This is a genomic window from Micromonospora sp. LA-10 (genome assembly GCF_051853095.1).
Classification (GTDB): domain Bacteria; phylum Actinomycetota; class Actinomycetes; order Mycobacteriales; family Micromonosporaceae; genus Micromonospora; species Micromonospora echinospora_A.
The window spans coordinates 362544-386612 of record NZ_CP195710.1; the positions used below are offsets into that span (position 1 = coordinate 362544).

22 protein-coding genes are annotated in these 24069 nt (G+C 73.1%); 12 read left to right on the plus strand and 10 right to left on the minus strand.

Going from position 1 to position 24069, the window contains the following annotated elements:
• Positions 1-3: 3 nt before the first annotated feature.
• Positions 4-198, minus strand: coding sequence for a CsbD family protein (locus ACSDG8_RS01740; RefSeq protein WP_073829538.1), 195 nt, complete (start codon positions 196-198; stop codon positions 4-6).
• Between the two features lie 211 nt (positions 199-409).
• Between ACSDG8_RS01740 and ACSDG8_RS01745 the strand changes: the two genes are divergently transcribed.
• Entirely contained in the window at positions 410-1021 is a 612-nt protein-coding gene (locus tag ACSDG8_RS01745) for a histidine phosphatase family protein (RefSeq protein WP_210898894.1), read from the plus strand.
• On the opposite strand, the gene ACSDG8_RS01750 is transcribed toward ACSDG8_RS01745, so the two are convergent.
• Genes ACSDG8_RS01750 through ACSDG8_RS01770 form a run of 5 tightly spaced genes read right to left on the minus strand, consistent with a single transcriptional unit; the run spans position 954 to position 5127 of the window.
• On the minus strand, positions 954-1457 hold the full coding sequence (locus ACSDG8_RS01750; protein ID WP_030502406.1) for an Lrp/AsnC family transcriptional regulator: 504 nt from the start codon (positions 1455-1457) through the stop codon (positions 954-956). The genes ACSDG8_RS01745 and ACSDG8_RS01750 overlap by 68 nt on opposite strands.
• A gap of 59 nt (positions 1458-1516) precedes the next feature.
• Positions 1517-1732: a DUF433 domain-containing protein gene (locus ACSDG8_RS01755; protein WP_030502405.1), complete on the minus strand. Its 216-nt coding sequence runs from the start codon at positions 1730-1732 to the stop codon at positions 1517-1519.
• Between the two features lie 9 nt (positions 1733-1741).
• Positions 1742-2884 carry an acyl-CoA dehydrogenase family protein gene (locus ACSDG8_RS01760; protein ID WP_210898895.1) on the minus strand — a complete coding sequence of 381 codons (1143 nt, stop codon included), beginning with the start codon at positions 2882-2884 and terminating at the stop codon, positions 1742-1744.
• On the minus strand, positions 2881-3990 hold the full coding sequence (locus ACSDG8_RS01765; RefSeq protein WP_439427555.1) for a M24 family metallopeptidase: 1110 nt from the start codon (positions 3988-3990) through the stop codon (positions 2881-2883). The genes ACSDG8_RS01760 and ACSDG8_RS01765 overlap by 4 nt, the downstream gene beginning before the upstream one ends.
• A gap of 9 nt (positions 3991-3999) precedes the next feature.
• Positions 4000-5127: an FUSC family protein gene (locus tag ACSDG8_RS01770; RefSeq protein ID WP_210898899.1), complete on the minus strand. Its 1128-nt coding sequence runs from the start codon at positions 5125-5127 to the stop codon at positions 4000-4002.
• A 118-nt stretch (positions 5128-5245) separates the two neighbouring features.
• Between ACSDG8_RS01770 and ACSDG8_RS01775 the strand changes: the two genes are divergently transcribed.
• The 9 genes from ACSDG8_RS01775 (at position 5246) to ACSDG8_RS01815 (ending at position 15786) form a co-directional block, all read left to right on the plus strand.
• Positions 5246-5626, plus strand: coding sequence for a YccF domain-containing protein (locus tag ACSDG8_RS01775; RefSeq protein WP_174534142.1), 381 nt, complete (start codon positions 5246-5248; stop codon positions 5624-5626).
• A gap of 650 nt (positions 5627-6276) precedes the next feature.
• Entirely contained in the window at positions 6277-6999 is a 723-nt protein-coding gene (locus ACSDG8_RS01780; protein ID WP_210899046.1) for an FkbM family methyltransferase, read from the plus strand.
• A gap of 228 nt (positions 7000-7227) precedes the next feature.
• Positions 7228-8298: a LacI family DNA-binding transcriptional regulator gene (locus tag ACSDG8_RS01785; protein ID WP_210898900.1), complete on the plus strand. Its 1071-nt coding sequence runs from the start codon at positions 7228-7230 to the stop codon at positions 8296-8298.
• A gap of 119 nt (positions 8299-8417) precedes the next feature.
• The gene (locus tag ACSDG8_RS01790) at positions 8418-10094 is read left to right on the plus strand and encodes an ABC transporter substrate-binding protein (protein WP_210898902.1); all 1677 of its coding nucleotides are present in this window, start codon (positions 8418-8420) and stop codon (positions 10092-10094) included.
• An 87-nt stretch (positions 10095-10181) separates the two neighbouring features.
• A complete protein-coding gene (locus ACSDG8_RS01795) occupies positions 10182-11285 on the plus strand; it encodes an ABC transporter ATP-binding protein (RefSeq protein ID WP_210898904.1) in 1104 nt (367 codons plus the stop codon).
• The gene (locus ACSDG8_RS01800) at positions 11282-12259 is read left to right on the plus strand and encodes an ABC transporter permease (protein ID WP_210898905.1); all 978 of its coding nucleotides are present in this window, start codon (positions 11282-11284) and stop codon (positions 12257-12259) included. Before ACSDG8_RS01795 ends, ACSDG8_RS01800 begins: the two co-directional genes overlap by 4 nt.
• Positions 12260-12262: 3 nt before the next feature.
• Positions 12263-13330 carry an ABC transporter permease gene (locus tag ACSDG8_RS01805; protein ID WP_210898907.1) on the plus strand — a complete coding sequence of 356 codons (1068 nt, stop codon included), beginning with the start codon at positions 12263-12265 and terminating at the stop codon, positions 13328-13330.
• Complete coding sequence (locus ACSDG8_RS01810; protein WP_210898909.1) at positions 13327-14334, plus strand: ABC transporter ATP-binding protein; 1008 nt, start codon at positions 13327-13329, stop codon at positions 14332-14334. The genes ACSDG8_RS01805 and ACSDG8_RS01810 overlap by 4 nt, the downstream gene beginning before the upstream one ends.
• A 39-nt stretch (positions 14335-14373) precedes the next feature.
• Positions 14374-15786 carry a GH1 family beta-glucosidase gene (locus tag ACSDG8_RS01815; protein ID WP_210898911.1) on the plus strand — a complete coding sequence of 471 codons (1413 nt, stop codon included), beginning with the start codon at positions 14374-14376 and terminating at the stop codon, positions 15784-15786.
• 54 nt (positions 15787-15840) lie between these two features.
• Here ACSDG8_RS01815 and ACSDG8_RS01820 read toward each other — a convergent pair whose 3' ends face one another.
• On the minus strand, positions 15841-17085 hold the full coding sequence (locus ACSDG8_RS01820; protein WP_210898912.1) for an ROK family transcriptional regulator: 1245 nt from the start codon (positions 17083-17085) through the stop codon (positions 15841-15843).
• A gap of 145 nt (positions 17086-17230) precedes the next feature.
• Between ACSDG8_RS01820 and ACSDG8_RS01825 the strand changes: the two genes are divergently transcribed.
• Complete coding sequence (locus tag ACSDG8_RS01825; protein WP_210898913.1) at positions 17231-18592, plus strand: glycosyl hydrolase family 18 protein; 1362 nt, start codon at positions 17231-17233, stop codon at positions 18590-18592.
• Positions 18593-18673: 81 nt separating this feature from the next.
• Positions 18674-20077: a Si-specific NAD(P)(+) transhydrogenase gene (gene sthA, locus ACSDG8_RS01830; protein ID WP_210898914.1), complete on the plus strand. Its 1404-nt coding sequence runs from the start codon at positions 18674-18676 to the stop codon at positions 20075-20077.
• Positions 20078-20174: 97 nt separating this feature from the next.
• Here sthA and ACSDG8_RS01835 read toward each other — a convergent pair whose 3' ends face one another.
• From ACSDG8_RS01835 to ACSDG8_RS01845, 3 genes are read right to left on the minus strand one after another with little or no spacing between them, the layout of a single operon-like run.
• Entirely contained in the window at positions 20175-21962 is a 1788-nt protein-coding gene (locus tag ACSDG8_RS01835; protein WP_210943109.1) for a gamma-glutamyltransferase family protein, read from the minus strand.
• Between the two features lie 11 nt (positions 21963-21973).
• The gene (locus tag ACSDG8_RS01840; protein WP_210898919.1) at positions 21974-23011 is read right to left on the minus strand and encodes an ABC transporter ATP-binding protein; all 1038 of its coding nucleotides are present in this window, start codon (positions 23009-23011) and stop codon (positions 21974-21976) included.
• A complete protein-coding gene (locus ACSDG8_RS01845) occupies positions 23008-24030 on the minus strand; it encodes an ABC transporter ATP-binding protein (RefSeq protein WP_210899048.1) in 1023 nt (340 codons plus the stop codon). Before ACSDG8_RS01845 ends, ACSDG8_RS01840 begins: the two co-directional genes overlap by 4 nt.
• Positions 24031-24069 lie beyond the last annotated feature (39 nt).

The following is a 24069-nucleotide window of genomic DNA, read 5'->3' on the forward strand; positions in this document are numbered from 1 at the left end:
TACTCACTTGTTGAAGGCGTCCTTGACGTCGCGGCCCGCCTGCTTGGCGTGTTCCCCGGCCTGCCGGGCGCGCGCCGTGCTCTGCTCGGAGGCGCCCTCGGCCCGCAACCGCTCGTTGTCGGTGACGTCGCCGATGCGCTCCTTGGCCATGCCGCTCATCTCCTGGGCCTTGTTCTTCGCCTTGTCGGTGAAGCTCATGTCGCCCTCCTCGTTCCGGCTGAGCGTTGCCCTTGTCGCGTCCCCGGTGACTGTCGTGTCAAACGCTGTTGTGCTGCGCACATCGCGTAGTGCATCCTAGGACGATAGGTTGAAGGCATGGGCCCGGTCGGTGACGGCAGCCAGGAACGCGGTGAGCGGCGACGCGAACCGTCGGCGGGCCCGGCCCGCCCCGCCGTGGTTGACTGGGCCGGTGAACGAGATCCTGCTGATCCGGCACGGCGAGACCACCTGGAGCGCCACCCACCGGCACACCTCGTACACCGATCTGGAGCTGACCCCCGACGGCGAGCGGCAGGCGGGCGCGCTGGCCCCCCTGCTCGCCGGCCGGCGCTTCGCCCGGGTCCTGTCCAGCCCTCGGCAGCGCGCCACCCGCACCGCCGCCCTGGCCGGGCTCACCGTGGACGCGATCGAGCCGGACCTCGCCGAGTGGGACTACGGCGAGTACGAGGGACGCACCACCGCCGACATCCAGGCCGACCGGCCCGGCTGGTCGATCTGGGCCGACGGCGGCCCCGGCGGTGAGTCGCCGGAGCAGGTGGGCGCCCGCCTGGACCGTGTGCTGGACCGGGTCGCGCCGCTGCTGGAGCAGGGCGACGTCGCGCTCGTCGGGCACGGGCACGCCCTGCGGGTGCTCGGGGCGCGCTGGATCGGGCTGCCGCCCTCGGCCGGCGGGCTGCTGCGGCTGGACACCGCCACGCTCAGCGTGCTTGGCCACGAGCACGGCCGGCGGGTGATCAGGCGGTGGAACCTGCCGGCTCCGCCGACGGGCGGGGACGCCCCCGACCGGTCAGCTCGCCATTGATCTTCGGCGGCCGGTTCTCGTACGGCGTGGAGAGCACCACGGTGGTGCGCGTGGTGACGTTCGCCGAGGTGCGGATCTCCTGCAGCACCCGCTCCAGGTCGGCCGGACCGGCCACCCGCACCAGCAGAAGGTAGAAGTCCTCCCCCGCCACCGAGTAGCACGAGTCGATCTCGGGCAGGTGCGCGAGCCGCTCCGGCGCGTCGTCCGGCTGCGACGGGTCGAACGGCCGGATCGCCACGAACGCGGTCAGCGGCAGGTCCAGCGCCTCGAACGACACCCGCGCGGCGTACCCCTTGATCACCCCGCGCTGCTCCAGCCGGCGGACCCGCTGGTGCACGGCCGACACCGACAGGCCCACCCGCTCGGCCAGGTCCGTGTACGACAGCCGACCGTCACCGGTCAGCGCGGCGACGATGGCACGGTCGATCTCCTCCACGCGCTGCACCCTAGCCGGAAAAGCGCTCCCACGCCGCACCCGGCCCGCCGGGGTGACGCTCAGCGCGCCGTCCGGTCGCGCACCGCGTCCGCCGCGTAGTTCAGCACCTCCGCCATGTCCTCCTCGTCCAGGAACGGCAGGTCGGTGAGGATGTCGGTGACGGACATGCCCTCGGCCATCATGGCAAGCAGGGTCGCCACGGGGATGCGCGACTGCCGTACGCAGGGCGCACCCCCCATGACGTCGGGGTCGGCGGTGATCCGGGGGAAGGTCACCGCGACAGGCTAGCCCTTGGCCAGCGCGCGCGAGATGACCAGCCGCTGGATCTGGTTGGTGCCCTCCACGATCTGCAGCACCTTCGCCTCGCGCATGTACCGCTCCACCGGATGGTCGACGACGTAGCCGGCGCCGCCGAGCACCTGCACCGCGTCGGTGGTCACCCGCATCGCCATGTCGGTGGCGAACAGCTTCGCCTTCGCCGCCTCGATCGAGTACGGGCGTCCGGCGTCGCGCAGCCGCGCGGCGGCGAGCGTGAGCGCCCGCGCGGCGGAGATCTGGGTGGCGGCGTCGGCCAGGTTGAACCCGAGCCCCTGGAAGTCGATGATCGCGCGGCCGAACTGGCGGCGCTCCCGGGCGTAGCCGACCGCGTAGTCCAGCGCGCCCTGGGCCAGGCCCACCGCGCACGCGGCGATGCCCAGCCGGCCCGAGTCCAGCGCCGACATGGCGATGGTGAAGCCCGCGCCCTCGCCGCCGATCAGCCGCTCCGCCGGCACCCGGGCGTCGTCGAAGGCGATCTGCGCGATCGGGGAGGCGTGCAGGCCCATCGTGCGCTCGACGGCCTGCGGGTGGATGCCCGGCGTGGCCCGGTCGGCCAGCAGGCAGGAGATGCCCTTCGGGCCGGGACCGCCGGTGCGGCAGAAGATGTTGTAGAAGTCGGCGACCTGGGCGTGCGTGATCCACGCCTTGGTGCCGGTCACGACGTACGCGTCGCCGTCGCGCACCGCCCGGGTGGTGAGGGCCGCCGCGTCAGAACCACCCTGCGGCTCGGAGAGACAGTACGCCCCGAGCAGCTCCCCGCCGATCATGTCCGGCAGCATCTTGCGCTGCTCGTCGGTGCCGAACTGGGCCACCGGGTAGCAGGACAGCGTGTGCACGCTGACCGCCTCGGCCACGGCGAGCCACCGGCTGGCGAGGATCTCCAGCACCTGCAGGTACACCTCGTACGGCTGGGCGGCGCCGCCGTGCTCCTCGGCGTACGGCAGGCCGAGCAGGCCGGACCGGCCCAGCGTGCGCAGGACCTCCCGGGGGAACTCGGCGCGGGCCTCGAAACCGGCGGCGGCCGGGGCCAGCTCCCGGTCGGCGAGTTCGGTGGCGAGGTCCAGCAGGTCGCGGGCCTCGTCGGTGGGCAGGATCCGGTCGACGTTCATAGCGCGATGAGCTCCGTGGGGGTGGTGTTGAGCCGTTGACCGCCGTCCGTTGTGCAGACGACGATGTCCTCGATCCGGGCGCCGTGCCGCCCGGCGAGGTAGATCCCGGGTTCGACCGAGAAAGCCATGCCGGCCTCGATGGGCCGGGGGTTGCCGGTCACCACGTACGGCTCCTCGTGGCCGTCGAGGCCGATGCCGTGGCCGGTGCGGTGCAGGAAGGCGTCGCCGAAACCGGCCACGGTGATGACGTCGCGGGCGACCGCGTCGAGGGCCTCGGCGGTCACGCCCGGCGCGACTGCGGCCACGGCGGCGCGCTGCGCCTCCCACAGCACCGCGTAGTAGTCCACGAACTCGGCCGGGGCGGGACCGCCGGCGACGTACGTGCGGGTGCAGTCGGAGCGGTAGCCCGACGGCATGGTGCCGCCGATGTCGACCACCACCGGCTCGCCGGCGCCGACCGGGCGGTCCGAGACGCCGTGGTGCGGGCTCGCGCCGTTCGGGCCGGCGGCCACGATGACGAAGTCGACTGTGGCGTGCCCGGCGGCCCGGATCGCGGCGGCCAGGTCGGCGGCGACCTCCCGCTCGGTGCGGCCGGGACGCAGCCACTCGGCCATCCGCAGGTGCACCGCGTCGATCGCGGCGCCCGCCTCGGCCAGCGCCGCCACCTCGGCCGGTGACTTGCGGATCCGCATCTCCCGCAGCACGTCGGAGGCGAGCCGCTGGGCCGCGCCGGGCAGCGCGTCGCGCAGCGCGAGGACCTGCTGTGCCCACATCCGGTCGGCCAGCCCGACCGCGCGTACCGGGCCGGGCAGCGCCGCGCGCACCAGCGGCCACGGGTCCGCGCCGTCGGCGTGGTCGACGATCCGGTACCCGGCGCCCGGCGCGGCCTCGGCGTCCGGCCGTTCCAGCACCGGCACGACCAGCGTCGGCTCGCCCTCGGCGGGTAGCACCAGGCAGGTCAGCCGCTCCCCCTCGCGGGCGTCGTAGCCGGTCAGGTAGCGCAGGTCCGAACCCGGGGTGAGCAGCAGCGCGTCCAGGCCCGCCGCGGCGGTGGCGCGCTGGGCCTCGGCGAGTCGCCCGGCCGGGTACAGATCGTCGATTCCCACAGCCGAAGCTTAACGGTCGTTTGGGCCGGGGCGGGAGTCCGGTTGATGCTCGCACACGCCCGACATCCGGTCCGCCTCGACCTTCGTCATCCCGGACGCCTGCAACAGCTCCCCCACCACGATCAACAGCTGCGACGCCACGATCGTGCCGGAGAAACCGAGGCCCGCCGCCCGGGCTCGGGCGGCCTGCTCGGCGGCTTCCCGCGCCCGATCCCGGGCGATGTCCGGCAGCCGGCCGGCCAGGAAGTCGCGGTGCAGCAGCCGCAGCGACTGCCCGAACGTCTCCACCGCGACCGGCAGCGCCGGCGGCACCGGCTCACCGGCCTCCAGCAGCGCCACCACCCGGCGGACCATGTTGCGGCTGTTCGTGTACGCCAACTCCAGGTGGGCCGCGGCGTTCTGATAGCGGCGCAGCTGGGCCCGCCGTCGCCACCGCCACGGCGACAGCGCCGTCACCTCCCGGGCCGCGCCGACGATCTCGGTGGTCTGTTTTCGTTCGACCTCGGCCGCCTCCAGCCGGTTCAGCGCCGCCTCGGCGGCCCCGGCGTCCCGGGCGGCGAGCGCGTTCGCCGTAGCGGTCAGCTCGCCGGCGAACAGATCCAGGGTCGGCCCGGCGGCACGGTGCACCACCCGGACCGGGTTCAGCGGCAACAGCAGCAGCGCCACCACCACCGCCACCCCGCCACCCACGAGCGCGTTCGCCGTACGCGGCACGGCCAGGTCCGGCGCGCTGGGCTCCACGGTGCCCAGCAGAACCGCGGTGCTGCCCGCCTGCACCATCACGGCGCCGCTGCCCCGGATCACCACCGCGAGCGAGATGGCGAGCGCCACCACCAGCCCGGTCTGCACCGGCCCCGCCCCGATGAGCTTGATGATCAGATCCCCGACCAGGACACCGACGATGACACCGCCGAGCAGTTCGGCGGTACGGCGGATCCGGTTGCCGATCGCCGCGGCGATGGTGCCCACCGCTGCGGCCGGCGCGAACAGCGGCTGGGGATTCTTGAGCAGCGTGGCGGCCACGTACCAGGCCAGCCCGGCGGCCAGCCCGGCCTGAAGGGCCACGATGAAGTACCGGCGCAGCCGCTCGTACGCCTCCCGGAACTCCCGGCGCGCCGCCGGAGCCACAGGCGTCACGGCGCCACCCGCCTGCCCGGGCGCCACAGGCACGACGACTCGGGCTCGACCACGCCCTCCTCTACCCGGCGCTCGCACCGATATACCCGCGCTTGCGGGCACGAGCGACCATGGAGTGGTGATCCGCTTTCTGCTGAACCTGCTGTGGCTCGTCTTCGGTGGCGGCTTCGTCCTGGCCCTCGGCTACGGCATCGCCGCCCTCATCTGCTTCGTCCTGGTCGTCACCATCCCCTTCGGCGTCGCCTCGCTGCGGCTCGCCTCGTACTCGCTGTGGCCGTTCGGGCGCACCATCGTGCGCAAGCCCGGCGCCGGCCTCCCCTCCGGCCTGGCCAACGTGCTCTGGGTGGTGCTGGCCGGCTGGTGGCTCGCGCTGTCGCACATCCTCGCCGGCGTCGCGCTCTGCGTGACGATCATCGGCATCCCGTTCGGGGTGGCCAACTTCAAGCTGGTCCCGGCGGCGCTGTGGCCGCTCGGCCAGGAGGTCGTCGAGAACCCGTAGCCCCATCCCGACCTTGGCGAGCCCGGTCGCCCGGCCCTCGCAGCCCTCTGGCCGGCGCCGGGCGGGCTCTCGCCGGTAGGGGCTGAGCGAACGCCGGGACAGCTGCCGCCCTGTCGACGGCCTGCATGTACGCCGGCCCTCGCCGCGCCCAGCCCTCCCCCAACCGTCGCCGCGCCCAGCGGGTGGAACGTCATGGGTGTCTCCGCCCTCGTTTGACACCGATGACGTTCCACCCATGGTGGGGACACCTCCGGTACGGAGGGAGGGTCCTAGTCGGCGGGATCCGCGTGCCGGTTACCGGGATTGCGGCAGATCTTGGTACGAGAGGGCCCCTATGAGGGCCGTTTCGTACCAAGATCTGCCGGGCCGCTCCGGAGGCCCGGGCGCCGGCCGACTCCCCCGTGCAGCCACCGCGCCCATCGCCGAGGGCCGGACGCTTTCCGGATCTCGGTCCCGCCCCGCATCCCGCCGTCGTCGACCGCTCGCATGACATGCGTAGCGGGGGCGGTGCAGCGCACCACCCCTACGGCATCCTAGGAGGATGGGGTGGTCGCTCAAGGGACGCGAATGAGGCTCGCAGGGCGGCCTCGCTGGCTAGCGTCGGAGGGGTGCGGGACGGGGTGATCGAGACGCTGAAGGCGGATCCGGCGATGTCCGGTCTGCGCCGGTCGCTGGACTTCTACCACGGCGACCCGGCGCGCGACGCCGCGCTCGACGCGTTCTACGCCCCGCTGGTTCGCGCCGGTGACCTGGTCTTCGACATCGGCGCGCACGTGGGCGACCGGCTGGGCAGCTTCCGCCGGCTCGGCGCGACGGTGGTGGCCGTCGAGCCGCAGCCGTTGTGCGCCCGGGCGCTGCGCGAGCTGTACGCGGACGACGGCGCGGTGACTGTGGTCGAGGCGGCCTGCGGGCGTACCGCCGGGCCGGTGCGACTGCACGTGAACACGGCCAACCCGACGGTCTCCACCGCCTCCCCCGGGTTCGTCCGCGCCGCCGACGGCGCGCCCGGCTGGGCGGGCGAGACCTGGGACGCGCAGATCGAGGTGCCCGGCACCACGCTCGACGCGCTGATGGCCGCGTACGGCGTGCCGGCGTTCGTGAAGATCGACGTGGAGGGTTTCGAGGACGCCGTGCTCGCCGGGCTGAGCCGGCCGGTCCCGGCGTTGTCGTTCGAGTTCACCACCATCGCCCGGGTGGCGGCGGCGCGCTGCCTGGACCGGCTCACCGCGCTGGGCTTCACCCGCTTCACGGTGGCGATCGGTGACGAGACGACGTTCGCGCTGCCGGGGTGGCGCCCGGCCGGCGAGGTGGCCGCGTACCTGGGGACGCTGCCGGACGAGGCCAACTCCGGCGACGTGTACGCCCGTCCCTGAACCTCCACTTCGGACCAGGAACGGCCGAGCCGGAAGGCATCGACCCTGCTCATCGCGGCGATCGGCGCAGACTCAGTCCGGGCACTTTTTTTACAGCTCGAACTTAGCTATACATCGTTACTCATCTGTGATTGACGTGAGCCGCGGCACTTGGGTTGACTGCCACGGAACCGCTTCCGCAACCGGTTCCGAAACATTCCGCTCATCCCCTCGACCCGGGAGCGCCACGTGCCGATCACGATCGCCGACGTCGCCACCCGCGCCGGGGTGAGCAAGACGACGGTGTCGCGGGTGCTGAACGGCAAGGGCGAGGTGCACGTCCGCACCGCCGACCGGGTCCGCGCGGTGATCAGCGACCTCGGGTACGTGCCGAGCGCCCGCGCGGTCGGGCTGGCCCGGGGGCGTACCCGGGTGGTCGGCATGCTGGTGCCGGCGCTGACCTGGCCCTGGATGGGCGAGGTGCTCCAAGGCGCGGCCGACGTGGTCGAGGCCGCCGGCTACGGCATGCTGCTGTTCACCTGCACCCACGGCGACGAGTCGATGCGCCGGTTCGCCTCCCAGGTCTCGGCCAAGTCGTTCGACGGCCTGCTCGTGGTCGAGCCCGAGGGCACGCTGGACTACATCACCGAGCTGCACCGGCGCGGCCTGCCGGTCATCCTCATCGACGACCGGGGGCACCAGCCCGGCTTCCCGTCGGTGCGCACCACGAACGAGGCAGGGGCACGGGCCGCCGCGACGCACCTGCTGGCGCTCGGACGGCGGCGGCCGCTCGTCGTCACCGGCCTGCGCCGGTTCGGCTGCACCCGGGAACGGCTCGCCGGGTTCGCCGGCGCGTACGCCGAAGCCGGCCTGGAGATCGAGCCGGAACGCGTGGTGGAGGGCGACTTCACGTTCGAGTGCGGGCGCGCGGCGGTACGGCGGCTGCTCGCCGACGGCGTACCCTTCGACGCCGTCTTCGCCCACAACGACCTGTCGGCCGCCGGCGCGCTGCAGGCGCTGCGCGACGCCGGACGGCGCGTGCCGCGGGACGTCGCTGTGGTCGGCTTCGACGACCTGCCGCTGGCCGGGCACACCCACCCGCCGCTGAGCTCCGTGCGCCAGCCGCTGCGCGAGATGGGTACGGCCGCCGCCCGCCTGCTCATCGCCCACCTCGCCGGCACCCCGCTGCCGGAGGGCCCGACCGTCATCCCCACCGGCTTCACCGCCCGCGACTCGACGGGCGTGGACGAGAACACGAGCGACCCGACCGAACAGGACTCGACAGGCACGCGGGAGCCCACCGGCGCCCGCGTCACCTGACCCCACCCCCGCCGTACCCGGCGACCATGCCGGCGGGTCCGCCCGCCGGTGGCTCCACCGCACACCCTCCATCCACCACATCCCGCCCGAGGACTGCGGGACCACCGAGGGAGACCTCCATGAGAAGACGGCAACTCCTCGCCCTCGCGCTGGCCGGCGCGATGGTCACCACCGCCGCCGCGTGCGGCGACAGCCCGAACGCCAACAAGAAGAGCGGCCAGGCCGCGACGGTGCTGAGCGTCGGCATGCCCAACGGCCCGCAGGCCGAGAACAACAACCCGTTCCTCACCACCTCGGCCGCCGCCTCGCTGGGCTACCGGTGGCAGATCTACGAGCCGCTTATGATGTGGAACCCGGTCAAGCCGGCCGAGCCGTTCAAGCCGTGGCTGGCCACCAAGGCCGAGTGGTCCTCGGACTACAAGTCGGTCAAGGTGACCATCCGCGAGAACGCGACCTGGTCCGACGGGCAGAAGGTCACCGCCGAGGACGTCGCGTTCACCTACAACCTGGTGAAGAAGTTCCCGGCCATCAACGACCAGGGTGTGCCGTACACCGACGCCGTCGCCAGCGGCAACGAGGTCACCATCTCGATGGCCAGCCCGCAGTTCGTCAACCAGCAGAAGGTGCTGTGGCGGGTGCCGATCGTGCCCAAGCACCTGTGGGAGAAGATCGCCGACCCGGCCACCGACCCGGTGAAGCAGCCGGTCGGCAGCGGCCCGTACACGCTCAAGTCGTTCACCCCGGCGAGCATGACGCTCGCGGTACGCGAGAGCGGCTACTGGCAGGACCTGCCGAAGGTGAAGGAGCTGCGGTACACCTCGTACACGGACAACAGCGCGCAGACCACCGCGCTGGCAAACGGCGAGTCGGAGTGGAGCTTCGTCTTCATCCCGAACTACCAGACCGTGTTCGTGGCCAAGGACCAGAAGAACCACAAGATGTGGGCGCCCCCGGTGCTCGGCATCCACGGCCTCTACCTGAACACCACGAAGAAGCCGTTCGACGACCCGACGCTGCGCAAGGCCATGAACATGGTGATCGACCGGGCGGACATCTTCACCACCGCCGAGGCCGGCTACTTCCACCCCGAGGTCAAGAGCGTGACCGGCCTGCCCAGCCCGGCCGGTGACTCGTTCATCGCGCCCGAGTACAAGGGCCAGGAGCACAAGGTCGACGTCGAGGGCGCCAAGGCGCTGCTCACCGGCGCGGGCTACAAGCTGGACGGCAACACGCTCAAGGACAAGAGCGGCAAGGCCGTCACGATCCGGCTGACCGACCCGGCCGGCTGGTCGGACTACCAGACCAGCCTGGAGATCGTGAAGGGCAACCTGGCGAAGATCGGCATCGCGGCCACAGTCGACAAGGCCAACCAGGACGCCTGGTTCCGCAACGTCGAGCAGGGCAACTTCGAGGCCACGTTCCGGTGGACCGAGAGCGGCGCCACGCCGTACGACATCTATCGGACCATCATGGACGGCCGGGTGCTCAAGCCGATCGGCACCGCCTCCCCGGCGGGCAACTTCGGCCGGTTCCAGAGCAAGGAGGCGACCGACGCGCTGGTGTCGTACGCCAACGCCACCGACGACGCCACCCGCACGACCGCGCTGGCCACGCTCCAGAAGATCTTCGTCGAGCAGATGCCGATGATCCCGGTCGGCGCGGACAACATCGGCGGCGCGTACAGCACGAAGAACTGGGTCGGCTGGCCGGACGACTCGAACCCGTACGGCGCGCTCCAGCCCACCCAGCCCAACGCGGTGGACGTGGTGCTGCACCTCAAGCCGGCCGCCGGCTGACCCGGCGCCGCCGGCCCGGCCACGATCCCCCGGCCGGGCCGGCGGCGCCCGCCCTTCGCTACCGGCAACCCCAGACAGGAATTCGGCATGACGTTGACCGAGAGCGCGCCCGCGCCGGCCGACGAGGTGGTGCTGGAGGCCGTCGGCCTGACCAAGCACTTCCCCGTCCGCCGGCGGCTGCGTGACCTTCTCTCCCGGACCCCGGCGGTGGTGCACGCCGTCGACGACGTATCGATCGAGTTGCGCCGTGGCCGGGTGACCGCGCTGGTCGGCGAGTCCGGCTCCGGCAAGTCCACAGTCGCCCGGCTGCTGGCCCAGCTCTACCCGCGCACCGGCGGCGACATCCGGCTGCACGGCCGCTCCACCCGGGTACGCGGCGGGCGCCGGTTCCGGGCGTACGTGCGCCGGGTGCAGTTGATCCTGCAGGACCCGTTCGCCTCGCTGAACCCGGTGCACACGGTCCGCTACCACCTCACCCGGTCGCTGCGCATCCACGGCAACGCCGGGACCGGGCCCGACGGGCTGGACAAGGCGCTGGCCGACCTGCTGACCCGGGTCAGCCTGACCCCGCCGGAGCGCTACCTCGACGCGTTCCCGCACGAGCTGTCCGGCGGGCAGCGCCAGCGCGTCGCGATCGCCCGGGCGCTCGGCGCGGACCCGGAGGTGCTGCTCGCCGACGAGCCGGTGTCGATGCTGGATGTGTCGATCCGCCTGGGCGTGCTCAACCTGCTCCAGGACCTCAAGGACCGGCTCGACCTGGCGATCCTCTACATCACCCACGACATCGCCTCGGCCCGCTACTTCGCCGACGAGACGATCGTCATGTACGCCGGGCGGATGGTCGAGGGCGGCGACAGCGAGACGGTCACCCAGCGGCCGGCGCACCCGTACACCCGGTTGCTGATCGAATCGGCGCCGGACCCGGAGCGGATCACCGGCGCGGGCGGCGACGGCGCGGCGGCGGGTGAGCGGGGCCACGGCGAGCCGCCGAGCCTGATCCGCCCGCCGGCCGGCTGCCGGTTCCACCCGCGCTGCCCGGCGGCCATGCCGCGCTGCGCCACCGACCTGCCGCCGGCCATCCCGGTCGACGACGCGCCCGGCCACTGGGCCGCGTGCTGGTTGTTCGACCCGGACACCGTCGCGGCGGAGAAGACCGGAACCGGCACGGCCGGGGCGGAGGCGGCCCGATGAGGTTCCTGCTGCAACGGGTGGCCTTCTACCTGTTCACCGCCTGGGCGGCGATCACGCTGAACTTCTTCATCCCGCGGATGGTGCCGGGCGACCCGGTGCAGTCGCTGATCTCCCGCAACCAGGGCCGGATCAGCGCCGACGCGATCGCGTCGCTGCGGGTGCTGTTCGGGCTGGACTCCGACAGCTCGCTCTGGGAGCAGTACCTCGCCTACTGGGGGCAGCTGCTGCGCGGCGACCTGGGCCTGTCGTTCACGTTCTTCCCGGCCCCGGTGTCGCAGGTGATCGGCGACAGCCTGCCGTGGACGGTCGGCCTGGTCGGCGTCACCACGGTCGTGAGCTTCCTGCTGGGCACCGCGCTCGGCGTCGGCGCGGGCTGGCGGCGCGGCTCCTGGATCGACGGGCTGCTGCCGGCCACCACGTTCCTCTCCTCGATCCCGTACTTCTGGCTGGGACTGGTCGCGATCGCGCTGTTCGCCGGGCCGGGCAGCTTCTTCCCGTCCTCCGGCGGCTACGAGCCGGGCCTGGTGCCGGCGTTCGACGCGTACTTCGTGCCCAGCGCCATCCAGCACAGCATCCTGCCGGCGGCGACGATCCTGGTGTCGTCGATGAGCGGCTGGATCCTGAGCATGCGCAACATGATGGTCACCGTCGCCAGCGAGGACTACATCACCGTGGCGCACGCCAAAGGGCTGTCCGAGCGCCGGGTGGCGCTCAGCTACGCCGCGCGCAACGCGTTGCTGCCGAACGTGTCCGGGTTCGCGCTGTCGCTGGGTTTCATCGTCGGCGGCACGCTGCTGGTGGAGATCGTCTTCTCGTACCCGGGTCTGGGGTTCCAGCTCTTCCAGGCCGTCGGCTCGAAGGACTATCCACTGATGCAGGGCATCTTCCTGATCATCACGATCTCGGTGCTGGTGGCGAACCTGCTCGCCGACGTGGCGTACCTGCTCCTCGACCCGCGGACCCGAAAGAGCTGAGCGATGACACTCTCCCCGTCCAGCATCGAGCAGGTCATCCCCGGCCAGGGGGCGATGGCGCAGCCGTCGGCCCGGGCCCGCCGCCGCCGGTTCCGCTTCGTCGCCAACGGCAAGGCCGCGACCGGCCTGGCCGTCCTCGGGGTGTACGTGCTCCTGGCGGTGATCGGACCGTGGATCGCGCCGTACGACCCGGACGCGCGCAGCGCCGACGTGCTTCAGGCGCCCTCGGCCCGGCACTGGTTCGGCACCACCCACCTCGGGCAGGACATCTTCAGCCAGATCCTGGTCGGCGCGCGCAGCGTGATGGTGGTGGGCCTGACCGCCGGCGTGCTCGCCACGATCCTGTCCATCCTGATCGGCGTGACCGCCGGCTACCTGGGCGGCGCGGCCGACGAGGGCCTGTCGGCGGTGTCGAACGTGTTCCTGGTGATCCCGGCGCTGCCGCTGATCATCATCGTCACGTCCCTGGTCGACCAGGCCAGCGACACGCTCGTGGCGCTCATCATCGGCCTCACGTCGTGGGCCTGGGGCGCGCGGGTGCTGCGCGCCCAGACGCTGTCGTTGCGCCGCCGCGACTACGTCGAGGCCGCCCGGGCCACCGGCGAGCGGACCTGGCGGATCATCGGCTTCGAGATCCTGCCCAACCTGACCGCGATCATCGCCTCCGGCTTCGTCGGCACCGTCATCTTCGCCGTCATGTCGGAGATCACCCTGGCGTTCATCGGCGTCTCGTCGGTCTCGTCGTGGAACTGGGGCACGATCCTGTTCTGGGCCCAGGGACAGCAGGCCCTCGCGCAGGGCGCCTGGTGGTGGTTCGTGCCGGCCGGGCTGGCCATCGCGCTGCTCGGCACCGCGCTCGCGCTGATCAACTTCGGGATCGACGAGTTCGTCAGCCCCCGGCTGCGCACCGGCGGCCGGAACCGCATCCGTACCGCCGACGGACGCGTCGTGGCGATGCGCGTCGGGTTCACCCCGGTGCTCGCGCCGGTCACCGCCACCGTGCCGATGCAGGCACGCGACGCCGCCGACGGGCAGCCCGCCGACGCCGACCAGGGAGGGAAGCGCGCATGAGCGACCAGGTGCTGGAGATCCGCGGGCTGTGCGTCGACTACGGCGTCGGCGCGGACGCGGTGCGCGCGGTCCGCGACGTCGACCTGACGTTGCACCGCGGCGAGGTGCTCGGCCTGGCCGGGGAGAGCGGCAGCGGCAAGTCCACGCTCGCGTACGGGCTGACCCGACTGCTGCCGCCGCCCGGCGTGGTCAGCGGCGGCCAGGTGATCTACCACCCGGCCGACGGCCCGCCGGTCGACGTGCTCACGCTCAGCCCGGCGAAGCTGCGCGAGTTCCGCTGGGCCGAGACGTCGATCGTGTTCCAGGGCGCGATGAACTCACTCAACCCGGTGCACAAGGTCTCCACCCAGCTGCTCGACGTGATCCGGGCGCACGAGCCGAAGAGCACGGCGGCGAGCCGGCTGGCCCGGGCGAAGGATCTGCTGCGCCTGGTCGGCATCTCCGCCGACCGGCTGGACAGCTACCCGCACCAGCTCTCCGGCGGCATGCGGCAACGCGTCATGATCGCGATGGCGCTGGCGCTGGAACCGCAGCTGGTCATCATGGACGAGCCGACCACCGCGCTGGACGTGGTGATGCAGCGGCAGATCCTCGGCCAGCTCGCCGAGCTGCGCGAACGCCTCGGCTTCGCGGTCCTGTTCATCACCCACGACCTGTCGCTGCTGGTCGAGTTCTCCGACCGCATCGCGATCATGTACGGCGGCCGGATCGTCGAGGAGGCCCCCGCCGCCCGGCTGTACCGGGAGCCGCTGCACCCGTACACCGAGGGGTTGCTGCACTCGTTCCCGGCGCTGCACGGACCGCGCCGCGAGCTGACCGGCATCCCCGGCTCCCCGCCGGACCTGCGCGCCATGCCGTCCGGGTGCGCGTTCCACCCCCGCTGCCCGAAGGCGTTCGAGCCCTGCGACCAGCAGGTGCCGGCGCTCGGCGCGCCGCGCGTCGACGACCCGGCACGGGCCGTCGCGTGCCATCTGCACCCGGCCGTCGCGCCCCTGTCCCGCTGACCCGCCCGACACCACCACCCGCCAACCGCGAGGAGAAGCATGGACACCGACCTCACCCGCCCGTCGTCAGTCGCCGGTCCGGACCCGATCGACACGCTGCCGCCGACCTTCCGGTGGGGGGTGGCGACGTCGTCGTACCAGATCGAGGGCGCGGTGGCCTCCGACGGCCGAACGCCGTCCATCTGGGACACGTTCTGCCGGGTGCCCGGGGCGGTCGCCAACGGCGACCACGGCGACGTGGCGTGCGACCACTACCACCGGATGCCGCAGGACGTGGCGCTGATCGCGGACCTGGGGCTGGACACGTACCGGTTCTCGGTGGCCTGGCCGCGGGTGCAGCCGGGCGGGCGCGGCCCGGCGAACGTGGCCGGGCTGGCCTTCTACGACCGGCTGGTGGACGAGCTGCTCGGCCGCGACGTCGAGCCGTGGGTGACGCTCTACCACTGGGACCTGCCGCAGGAGCTGGAGGACGCCGGCGGCTGGCCGAACCGGGACACCGCGTACCGGTTCGCCGACTACGCCGAGCTGGTCTTCGCCGCGCTCGGCGACCGGGTCCGCACCTGGACCACGCTCAACGAGCCGTGGTGCTCGGCGATGCTCGGGTACGCCTACGGCGACCACGCCCCGGGCCGGCGGAACCTGGGCGACGGCATCGCCGCGGCCCACCATCTGCTGCTCGGGCACGGGCTGGCGACGCGGCGGCTGCGCGAGGCGGCCACGGCGCCGATCGAGTTGGGCATCACGCTGAACCTGTCCACCGCCGACCCGGCCACCGACAGCGCAGCCGACCGGGACGCGGCGCGGGCCGCCGACGGGCTGGGCAACCGGCTCTACCTCGACCCGGTGCTGCGCGGGGAGTACCCGCAGGACGTGATCGCGGACCTGGCCGCCGAGGGCGTGCAGATCCCGGTGCGCGACGGCGACCTGGACGTCATCGCCGCCCCGATCGACGTGCTGGGCGTCAACTTCTACTTCGGGCAGCTGCACTCCGGCGTGGACGAGCAGGGCCGCGACCGCGACGACGACGGCAAGCCGGTACGCCGGGTGGTGCGCCGTGACCTGCCGCGTACCGCGATGGACTGGGAGATCGTGCCGGAGTCCTTCACCGAGCTGCTGGTGCGGCTGCACCGCGACTACCCGGGCACGCCCATGGTGATCACCGAGAACGGCGCGGCGTTCGACGACCAGCCGGACGCGGACGGGTTCGTCGCCGACGACGACCGGGTCGGCTACCTCGCCGAGCACCTGCGGGCGGTGGCCCGGGCCCGGCAGGCCGGCGCGGACGTGCGCGGCTACTTCGCCTGGTCGTTGCTGGACAACTTCGAGTGGGCGTACGGCTACGACAAGCGGTTCGGCATCGTCCGGGTCGACTACGACACGCAGCGCCGCGTCCCCAAGCGCAGCGCGCTGTGGTACCGGGACACCGTGCGGCGGGTACGCGGCCAGCGCTGACGCCTGTCCGGGGTGGTGTCCGGCAGTGCCCGCACCCCACCCCGGGCGGCCCGGTCAGTCGTGACGGCTCGGCCGCCACGCCGGGGCCGGGCGGGCGGCCGGGTCGCGGGGCACGCCGCCGTCGCGCAGCAGCCGGGTCATCGGCAGGGTGGCCGCGCCCATCGCGACCGCGTCCGGGCCGAGCCGGCACAGCTCGATCGAGGTCTGCGCGTACGGCTGGCGCAGCGCGTGCCGCGCGGTGGCCTCGCGGATCGCGGGCAGGTGCCGTTCGCCCAGGGCCAGCCCGGCCCAGCCGCCGAGCACCACCCGCTCCGGGTTGAACAGGTTCACCAGGTTGGCCACCCCGGCGCCCAGGTAGCCGATCGTCTCGCCGACCACCTTCGCGGCGGCGCCGCTTGTGGAGCGCAGCAGCTCACCGAAGGCGGTCTCCTCGTCCGCGCCCGGCGCCGGGCGGCCCCGGTTGGCCTGGCGGAACCGGTCCAGTACCGCCTCCGCGCCGACGTACGCCTCCAGGCAGCCGAGGTTGCCGCAGCGGCAGCGGCGGCCCCCGTACACGATTGTGGTGTGGCCCCACTCCCCGGCGCTGCTGTGCGCGCCGCGGTAGCCGACGCCGTCGGCGACCACGCTCGCGCCGACGCCGGAGCCGACCAGCGCGACCACCGCGTGCCGGACGCCGCGGCCGGCGCCGAACCACATCTCGGCCTGGCCGAGCGTCTTCGCGCCGTTGTCCACGTGCACCGGCACGCCGGCGCCGGCGCGCAGCATCGCGCCGAGCGGCACGCCGTCCCAGCCGAGCGTCTGGGCGTGCACCACGGCGTCGGCGGTGCGCTCGACGGTGCCGGCCACGGCGACGCCGAAGCCGAGCACCGCGGCCGGGTCGACGCCCGCCTGCTCGGTGACGGCGGCGAGGCCGTGCCGCAGGTGCGCGGCGACCCGCTCGGGGTCGGGCCCGGTCGCGGCGATCGGGTACTCCGCCTTGGCCAGCGCGGTCATGCTCAGGTCGAACAGTTCCACCTGGACGCGGGTCTCGCCGACGTCGGCGCCGACCAGGTAGCCGTAGCCGGGCGCGACGCGCAGCAGCACGCGGGGACGGCCGCCGTCGGACTCGACCGACCCGGCCTCCTCGACCAGGCCCTCGTTGATCATCTCGCCGACCAGGTTGCTGACGCTGGCCAGGCTGAGCGCGGTGGACTGGCCCAGCTCGTGGCGGCTGAGCGGGCCGTCCAGCCAGATCCGGGTCAGCAGGACCGACCGGTTGGCCCGGCGCATGTCGCGCACCGTGGTGCGTCTGGCGTCCACGTCCGCCGCCGTCCCTTCCCGGCCGCCCACGGCGACCTGCGTTCATCGCGTTCACGCCGTGAACCAAGCGGTGACAGCGTACTGCTCATTTACACTTAACAAAGTTAACTGATAGCCTCCGGCGCATCGATGAGGAGGTATGTCAATGCGACTCGGACGCGGGATGACCGCACTGCTCGGTGGCGTCGCGCTGCTCGCCGCCACCGCCGCCGCACTGCCCGCCACCGCCGCCACCACGACCGGCGCCGTCGGCGCGCTCGTCGCGTGTGACGCGCCGGCCTGGGCCGAGGGCGTCACCTGGAACGCCGGCAGCCGCGCCACCTACGCCGGCCGGCTCTACCAGGCGCTCGTCACACACACCCCGCCGGCCGGCGCCGGCTGGAACCCGGCCGCCCTACCGGCGCTCTGGACCGACCTCGGCGCCTGCACCGGCGGCACGCCGTCGCCCAGCCCCACCACCCGGCCGCCCTCGCCGTCCCCGTCCGCCTCCCCCACCCGGACGCCCTCCCCCACGCCGACCGTGTCGTCCAGCCCGACCACTCCGGGCGGGGACACCTGCGCGCTGCGGTCCCGGCCCTCCGGCAAGGTGCTCCAGGGCTACTGGGAGAACTGGGACGGCGCCGCCAACGGCGTACACCCCGGCCTCGGCTGGATCCCGATCACCGACTCCCGGATCACCGGGCACGGCTACAACGTGGTCACCGCCGCGTTCCCGGTCATCCGCGCCGACGGCACCGTGCTCTGGGAGGACGGCATGGACGCCGGCGTCAAGGTGCCCACCCCGGCGCAGGTGTGCCAGGCCAAGGCCGCCGGACTCACCGTGCTGCTGTCCATCGGCGGCGCCACCGCCGGCATCGACCTCAGCTCCAGCGCGGTCGCCGACCGGTTCGTCGCCACCGTCGTGCCGATCCTCAAGCGGCACAACTTCGACGGCATCGACATCGACATCGAGACCGGCCTGACCGGCAGCGGGAACATCAACCAGCTCTCCCCCTCCCAGGCCAACCTGATCCGGATCATCGACGGGGTGCTGGCCCAGATGCCAGCCGGGTTCGGGCTCACCATGGCGCCGGAGACCGCGTACGTCACCGGCGGCAGCGTCACCTACGGCTCGATCTGGGGCGCGTACCTGCCGATCATCAAGAAGTACGCCGACAACGGGCGGCTCTGGTGGCTGAACATGCAGTACTACAACGGTTCGATGTACGGCTGCGCCGGTGACTCGTACCCGGCCGGCACGGTGGCCGGATTCGTCGCGCAGACCAACTGCCTCGACGCCGGCCTGGTCATCCAGGGCACCACCATCCGCGTCCCGCTCGACCGGCAGGTCCCCGGCCTGCCCGCACAGGTCGGCGCCGGCGGCGGCTACATGAGCCCGGCGCTGGTGGCCCAGGCGTGGAACACCTACCAGGGCCGGCTGAAGGGCCTGATGACCTGGTCGGTCAACTGGGACGGGTCGAAGGGCTGGACGTTCGGCGACAACGTCCGGAACCTGCAGGGCCGCTGACCCGGTGGGGCTCCGCGTTCCACCCCCGGCGCGGAGCCCCACCGCTGGCGCGGGTTGCGAGACCCTGCCAGGCTGGCGCTCGTGTATGACTACGACCTGCTGGTGCTGGGCTCCGGACCGAGTGGACAGAAGGCGGCGATCGCCGCGGCCAAACTGGGCCGCCGCGTCGCCATCGTCGATCGCCGCGACATGCTCGGCGGAGTGTGCATCAACACCGGCACCGTGCCCTCCAAGACACTGCGCGAAGCCGTCCTCTACCTGACCGGGCTCAGCCAGCGCGACCTCTACGGCAGCAGCTACCGGGTCAAGGAGGAGATCACCGTCGCGGACCTGGCCGCCCGCACCCAGCACGTGATCACCCGGCAGACCGACGTCATCCGCGACCAGTTGGCCCGCAACAAGGTCGCGCTGATCACCGGCACCGGCCGGTTCGCCGACCCGCACGCCGTCTGGGTCGACGCCGGCTCCGGCCGGGAGACCCGGATCAGCTTCGACAAGGCGGTCATCGCCGCCGGCACCCGCCCGGCCCGCCCGGACAGCGTCGACTTCGACGACCGGACCATCGTCGACTCCGACGGCGTCATCAACCTCCAGGCCGTCCCGCGCAGCATGGTCGTGGTCGGCGCCGGGGTGATCGGGATGGAGTACGCCTCCCTGTTCGCCGCGCTCGGCACCAAGGTGACGGTGGTGGAGCGCCGCCCCCGGATGCTCGACTTCTGCGACGAGGAGATCGTCGAGTCCCTGAAGTACCACCTGCGGGACCTGTCGGTGACCTTCCGCTTCGGCGAGGAGGTGGCCGCCGTGGAGAAGCACCGCACCGCCGCGCTCTGCGTGCTGCGCAGCGGCAAGAAGATCGTCGCGGACACGGTGATGTACTCGGCCGGGCGCCAGGGACAGACCGACGACCTCGCGCTGGACGCGGCCGGGCTCACCGCCGACCACCGCGGCCGGATCACCGTCGACGCCAACTACCGCACCGCCGTGGACAACATCTACGCGGTCGGCGACGTGATCGGCTTTCCGGCGCTGGCGTCCACCTCGATGGAACAGGGCCGGCTGGCCGCCCAGCACGCCTGCGGCGAACCGGCGCGCGGCATGTCCGACCTGCAACCGATCGGCATCTACACCATTCCGGAGATCAGCTTCGTCGGGACGACCGAGGAGGAGCTGACCGAGGCGTCCACCCCGTTCGAGGTGGGCATCGCCCGCTACCGGGAGCTGGCCCGGGGCCAGATCGTCGGCGACTCGTACGGCATGCTGAAACTGCTCGTCTCACCCGAGGACGGCCGGCTGCTCGGCGTGCACGTGTTCGGCACCGGCGCCACCGAGATCGTCCACATCGGGCAGGCGGTCATGGGCTGCGGCGGCACCGTCGACTACCTGCTCGACGCGGTGTTCAACTACCCGACCCTGGCGGAGGCGTACAAGGTGGCGGCCCTGGACGCCGCCAACAAGATCCGCAACATAACCCGAATCAACGACTGACCGCCGTTCCCCGTCGATCTTGCACTTGCTGCCCGGCGAGCGCCCGTTATGACCGCTGTGCCCGGGCCGCAAGTGCAAGATCAACGAGGAAGAGGGGTCAGCGGCCGGTGGCGTAGCCCTGAGCGCCTCGGGGGTTTGCGGCGGCGGACAGGACTCCGGTGCGCGGGTCGCGGGTTACCGCGCACATGCGGCCCAGGCTCCACGGGGCGGACAGGCGGACGGTGTGGCCCCTTGCGCGCAGGCCCTCCAGCACGTCGCTGTCGAGGCGGTCCTCCAGCACCAGCACGCCCGGCTCGACCTCGCGCGGATAGAACGACGCGGGCAGGCTCGTGGTGTGCCAGGTCGGCGCGTCGATCGCCTCCTGAAGCTCCTGCCCGCCGGCCAGGTGCCGCAGCAGGAACAGCAGCTGCCACTGGTCCTGCTGGTCGCCGCCGGGCGTACCGCACGCCATCACCGGCTCCCCGTCGCGCAGCACCAGCGTCGGGCTGAGCGTGGTACGCGGCCGCCGGCCCGGCCGCAGCGTCGAGGCGAGCCCCTCCTCCAGCCAGCACATCTGCAGCCGGCTGCCGAGCGGGAAGCCCAGCTCCGGGATGGCGGGTGAACTCTGCAACCAGCCACCGCTGGGCGTCGCGGAGATGATGTTGCCCCACCGGTCCACCACGTCGACGTGGCAGGTGTCGCCGCGGGTCACGCCGTCGGCCCGCACCGTGGGTTCGCCGGTGCTCGGGTCCTGCGGGACGGCCCGCCCGGCGGCGTGGTCGTGCAGGTGCGACGGCAGCCGGGGCGGCGCTCCCGCCGGGCTGCCGGGGCGCAGCGACGTGTCGGCGCGGTCGTCGACCAGCGCGGCCCGCGAACGGGCGTAACCGGCCGACAGCAGCGCGGAGCCCGGGACGTCGGTGTCGCCGTACCACGCCTCCCGGTCGGCGAAGGCGAGCTTCAGCGCCTCGGCCTGCGCGTGGATGCCGTCCAGGCCGGACGGATCGTAGACCGCCGGGTCGTCGAGCGCGTCCAGGATCGAGAGCGTCTGCAGCAGCACCGGGCCCTGGCCCCAGAAGCCGGTCTTGGCGACCGTGTGCCCGTGCCAGTCCAGCGTGACCGGTTCCTCCCAGGTGGCCGACCAGCGGGCCATGTCGTCGCCGGTGACCAGCCCGGCGTGGGCGCGCCCGCTGGAGTCGCGCAACGGCAGCCGGCTGAACGCGTCGATCGCCTCGGCGACGAAACCCTCCCGCCAGGCGCGCCGGGCCGCCTCGATCTGCGCCTCCCGGTCCGTGCCGGCGGCCCGTCCGGCGTCGACGAGGCGGCGCAGCGTGTCTGCGTACGCCGGGTTGGTGACCATCTCCCCCGGCGCGGGCGGGCGGCCGTGGCGGAGCCAGAGGCGCGCGGAGGTCGGCCAGTGGTCGGTGAACAGCGACCGGACCCGCGCCACAGTCTGCCCGGCAGCGCCGACAAGCGGGTGACCGGCGGCGGCGTAGCCGATCGCCGGTTCCAGCACCTCGGCGAGCGTGCGGGTGCCGTGGTCGCGCAACAGCAGCAGCCACGCGTCGACAGCGCCGGGCACCACCGCGGCGAGCGGGCCGGCGCCGGGCACGAGGTCCAGGCCCAGCGACCGGAAGTGTGCGACCGTGGCGGCCGCAGGGGCCGGGCCCTGCCCGCAGAGCACCCGCGGCGTCGGGTCGGCCGCGGTGGCGAGGATCGCCGGCACCTCGCCGGCCGGGCCGTTGAGGTGCGGCTCCACGACGTGCAGCACGAACCCGGCGGCCACGGCGGCGTCGAACGCGTTGCCGCCGCGCTCCAGCACACCCATCGCGGACTGGCTGGCCAGCCAGTGCGTGGACGAGACCATGCCGAACGTGCCGCGCAGCGTCGGCCGGGTGGTGAACGTCATCGGCGGTGAGCCTACGCCGTGCCAGCGACGTCGGCCCGGTCCGTCGAGCCGCCCTCCACCTCGCCGCCGTCGCGCTCGCCGTCGAGCGGGAACAGGCACGCGGCCTCGTGGCCCGGACCCACCTCGGCCAGCGCCGGGTCGGTCTCGGCGCACGCGGGGCGGGCCTGCGGGCATCGGGTACGGAAGCGGCAGCCGCTCGGCGGGTCCACCGGGCTGGGGATGTCGCCGGTGAGCACGATGCGGCGGCGCTGCCGCTCGACCCGGGGATCGGCCACCGGCACCGCCGACAACAGCGCTGCCGTGTACGGGTGCGCCGGGCGCCGGTAGATCCGCTCCGGTGGGCCGGTCTCCACGATGCGGCCCAGGTACATCACCGCGATCCGGTCACTCATGTGCTCCACGGCGGCCAGGTCGTGCGCGATGAACAGGTAGGTCAGCCCGAGGTCGCGTTGCAGGCGCCGCAGCAGGTTCATGATCTGCGCCTGGACGCTCAGGTCGAGCGAGGCGATCGGCTCGTCCAGGACGATCAGGTCCGGCTCGCCCGCCAGCGCCCGGGCCACGCCGACGCGCTGGCGCTGGCCGCCGGACAGCTCGTGCGGATGCCGGTCGGCGGTGTCGGCGCGCAGGCCGACCAGGTCCAGCAGTTCGGCCACCCGCTCCCGGCGGGCGGTGCGGGACGCGGCGAGCCGGTGCACCACGAGGGGCTCGGCGATGCTGTCGCCGACAGTGCGGCGCGGGTCCAGCGACGCCTGCGGATCCTGGAAGACCATCGCCACGTGGCGGCGCGTCGCGCGCAGGCGGCGGCGGGACCAGCGGGTCACGTCCGCGCCCGCCACCCGGACCCGCCCGGCGGTCGGGTCGACCAGCCGCAGCAGCGCCAGCCCGGCGGTGGACTTGCCGCTGCCCGACTCGCCGACCAGCCCGAGCGTCTCGCCCCGGCGTACGGCAAGGGAGACGCCGTCGACGGCGCGGACCGTTCCGGCCGGGGTCGGGAAGTGCACCGCGAGGTCGTCCAGCTCGGCGACCACGTCCGGGGTGTCGTCGCTCATCCGGTCTCTCCACGGTAGAAGGTGCGGACCGTGTGCCCGTCGCCGACCGGCGTCAGCGGCGGCAGCTCGTGCTCGCAACGGGGGTCGGCGCGTACCGGGCAGCGCGGCCAGAACGCGCAGCCGGGCGGCAGGTCCAGCGGGCTCGGCGGCGCGCCGGGGATGGCGACCAGGTCCTCGCCGCGCCGGGACGGGTCGGGCCGGGCCGCCAGCAGCGCCCGGGTGTACGGGTGGGTGGGCGTGTCGAACACCGCGTCCACCGGGCCCTGCTCGACGATCCGCCCCCCGTACATGACCGCGACCGTGTCGGCGATGCCGGCGACCACACCGAGGTCGTGGGTGACCCAGACGACGGCGGTGCCCAGGCGCGCCTGGAGGTCGGCGACCAGCTCGATGATCTGCGCCTGGGTGGTGACGTCCAGCGCGGTGGTCGGCTCGTCGGCGATCAGCAGGTCCGGCTCGCACGCCAGCGCCATGGCGATGGCGACGCGCTGGCGCATGCCGCCGGAGAACTGGTGCGGGTACGCGTCGACGCGCTGCGCGGCCGACGGGATGCCGACCAGCTCCAGCAGCTCCACCGCCCGGTCGCGGGCGGCGCGGCGGGTCAGCCCGAGGTGTTCCTCGGCCGCCTCGGTGACCTGCCGGCCCACCGGCAGCACCGGGTTGAGCGAGGTCATCGGATCCTGGAAGACGAACCCGACGTGCCGGCCGCGCAGCTTACGGCGGCGGTCGTCGGGCAGCGCGGTCAGCTCGTGGTCGAGCAGCCGCACCCGGCCGGTGACCGTGGCGGCGCGCGGAGCGAGGCCGGTGGCCGCGAGCAGCGTCATGCTCTTGCCGCTTCCCGACTCGCCGACCAGGGCGAACGTCTCCCCCTGCCGCACCTGCCAGGACACGCCGGCCACGGCGCGGGCCGGACCCCGGCGTGTGCCGACGGTGACGGTGAGGTCGTCGACGGACAGCACCGTCGAGTCGGCCCTCGGCCGCTGGCGCTGGCTCGGCATGCGCTCGGTGCGCTCGCTCATGCTGTGCTGGCCGGGCATGCGCTCGTGGCCCTCGCTCCG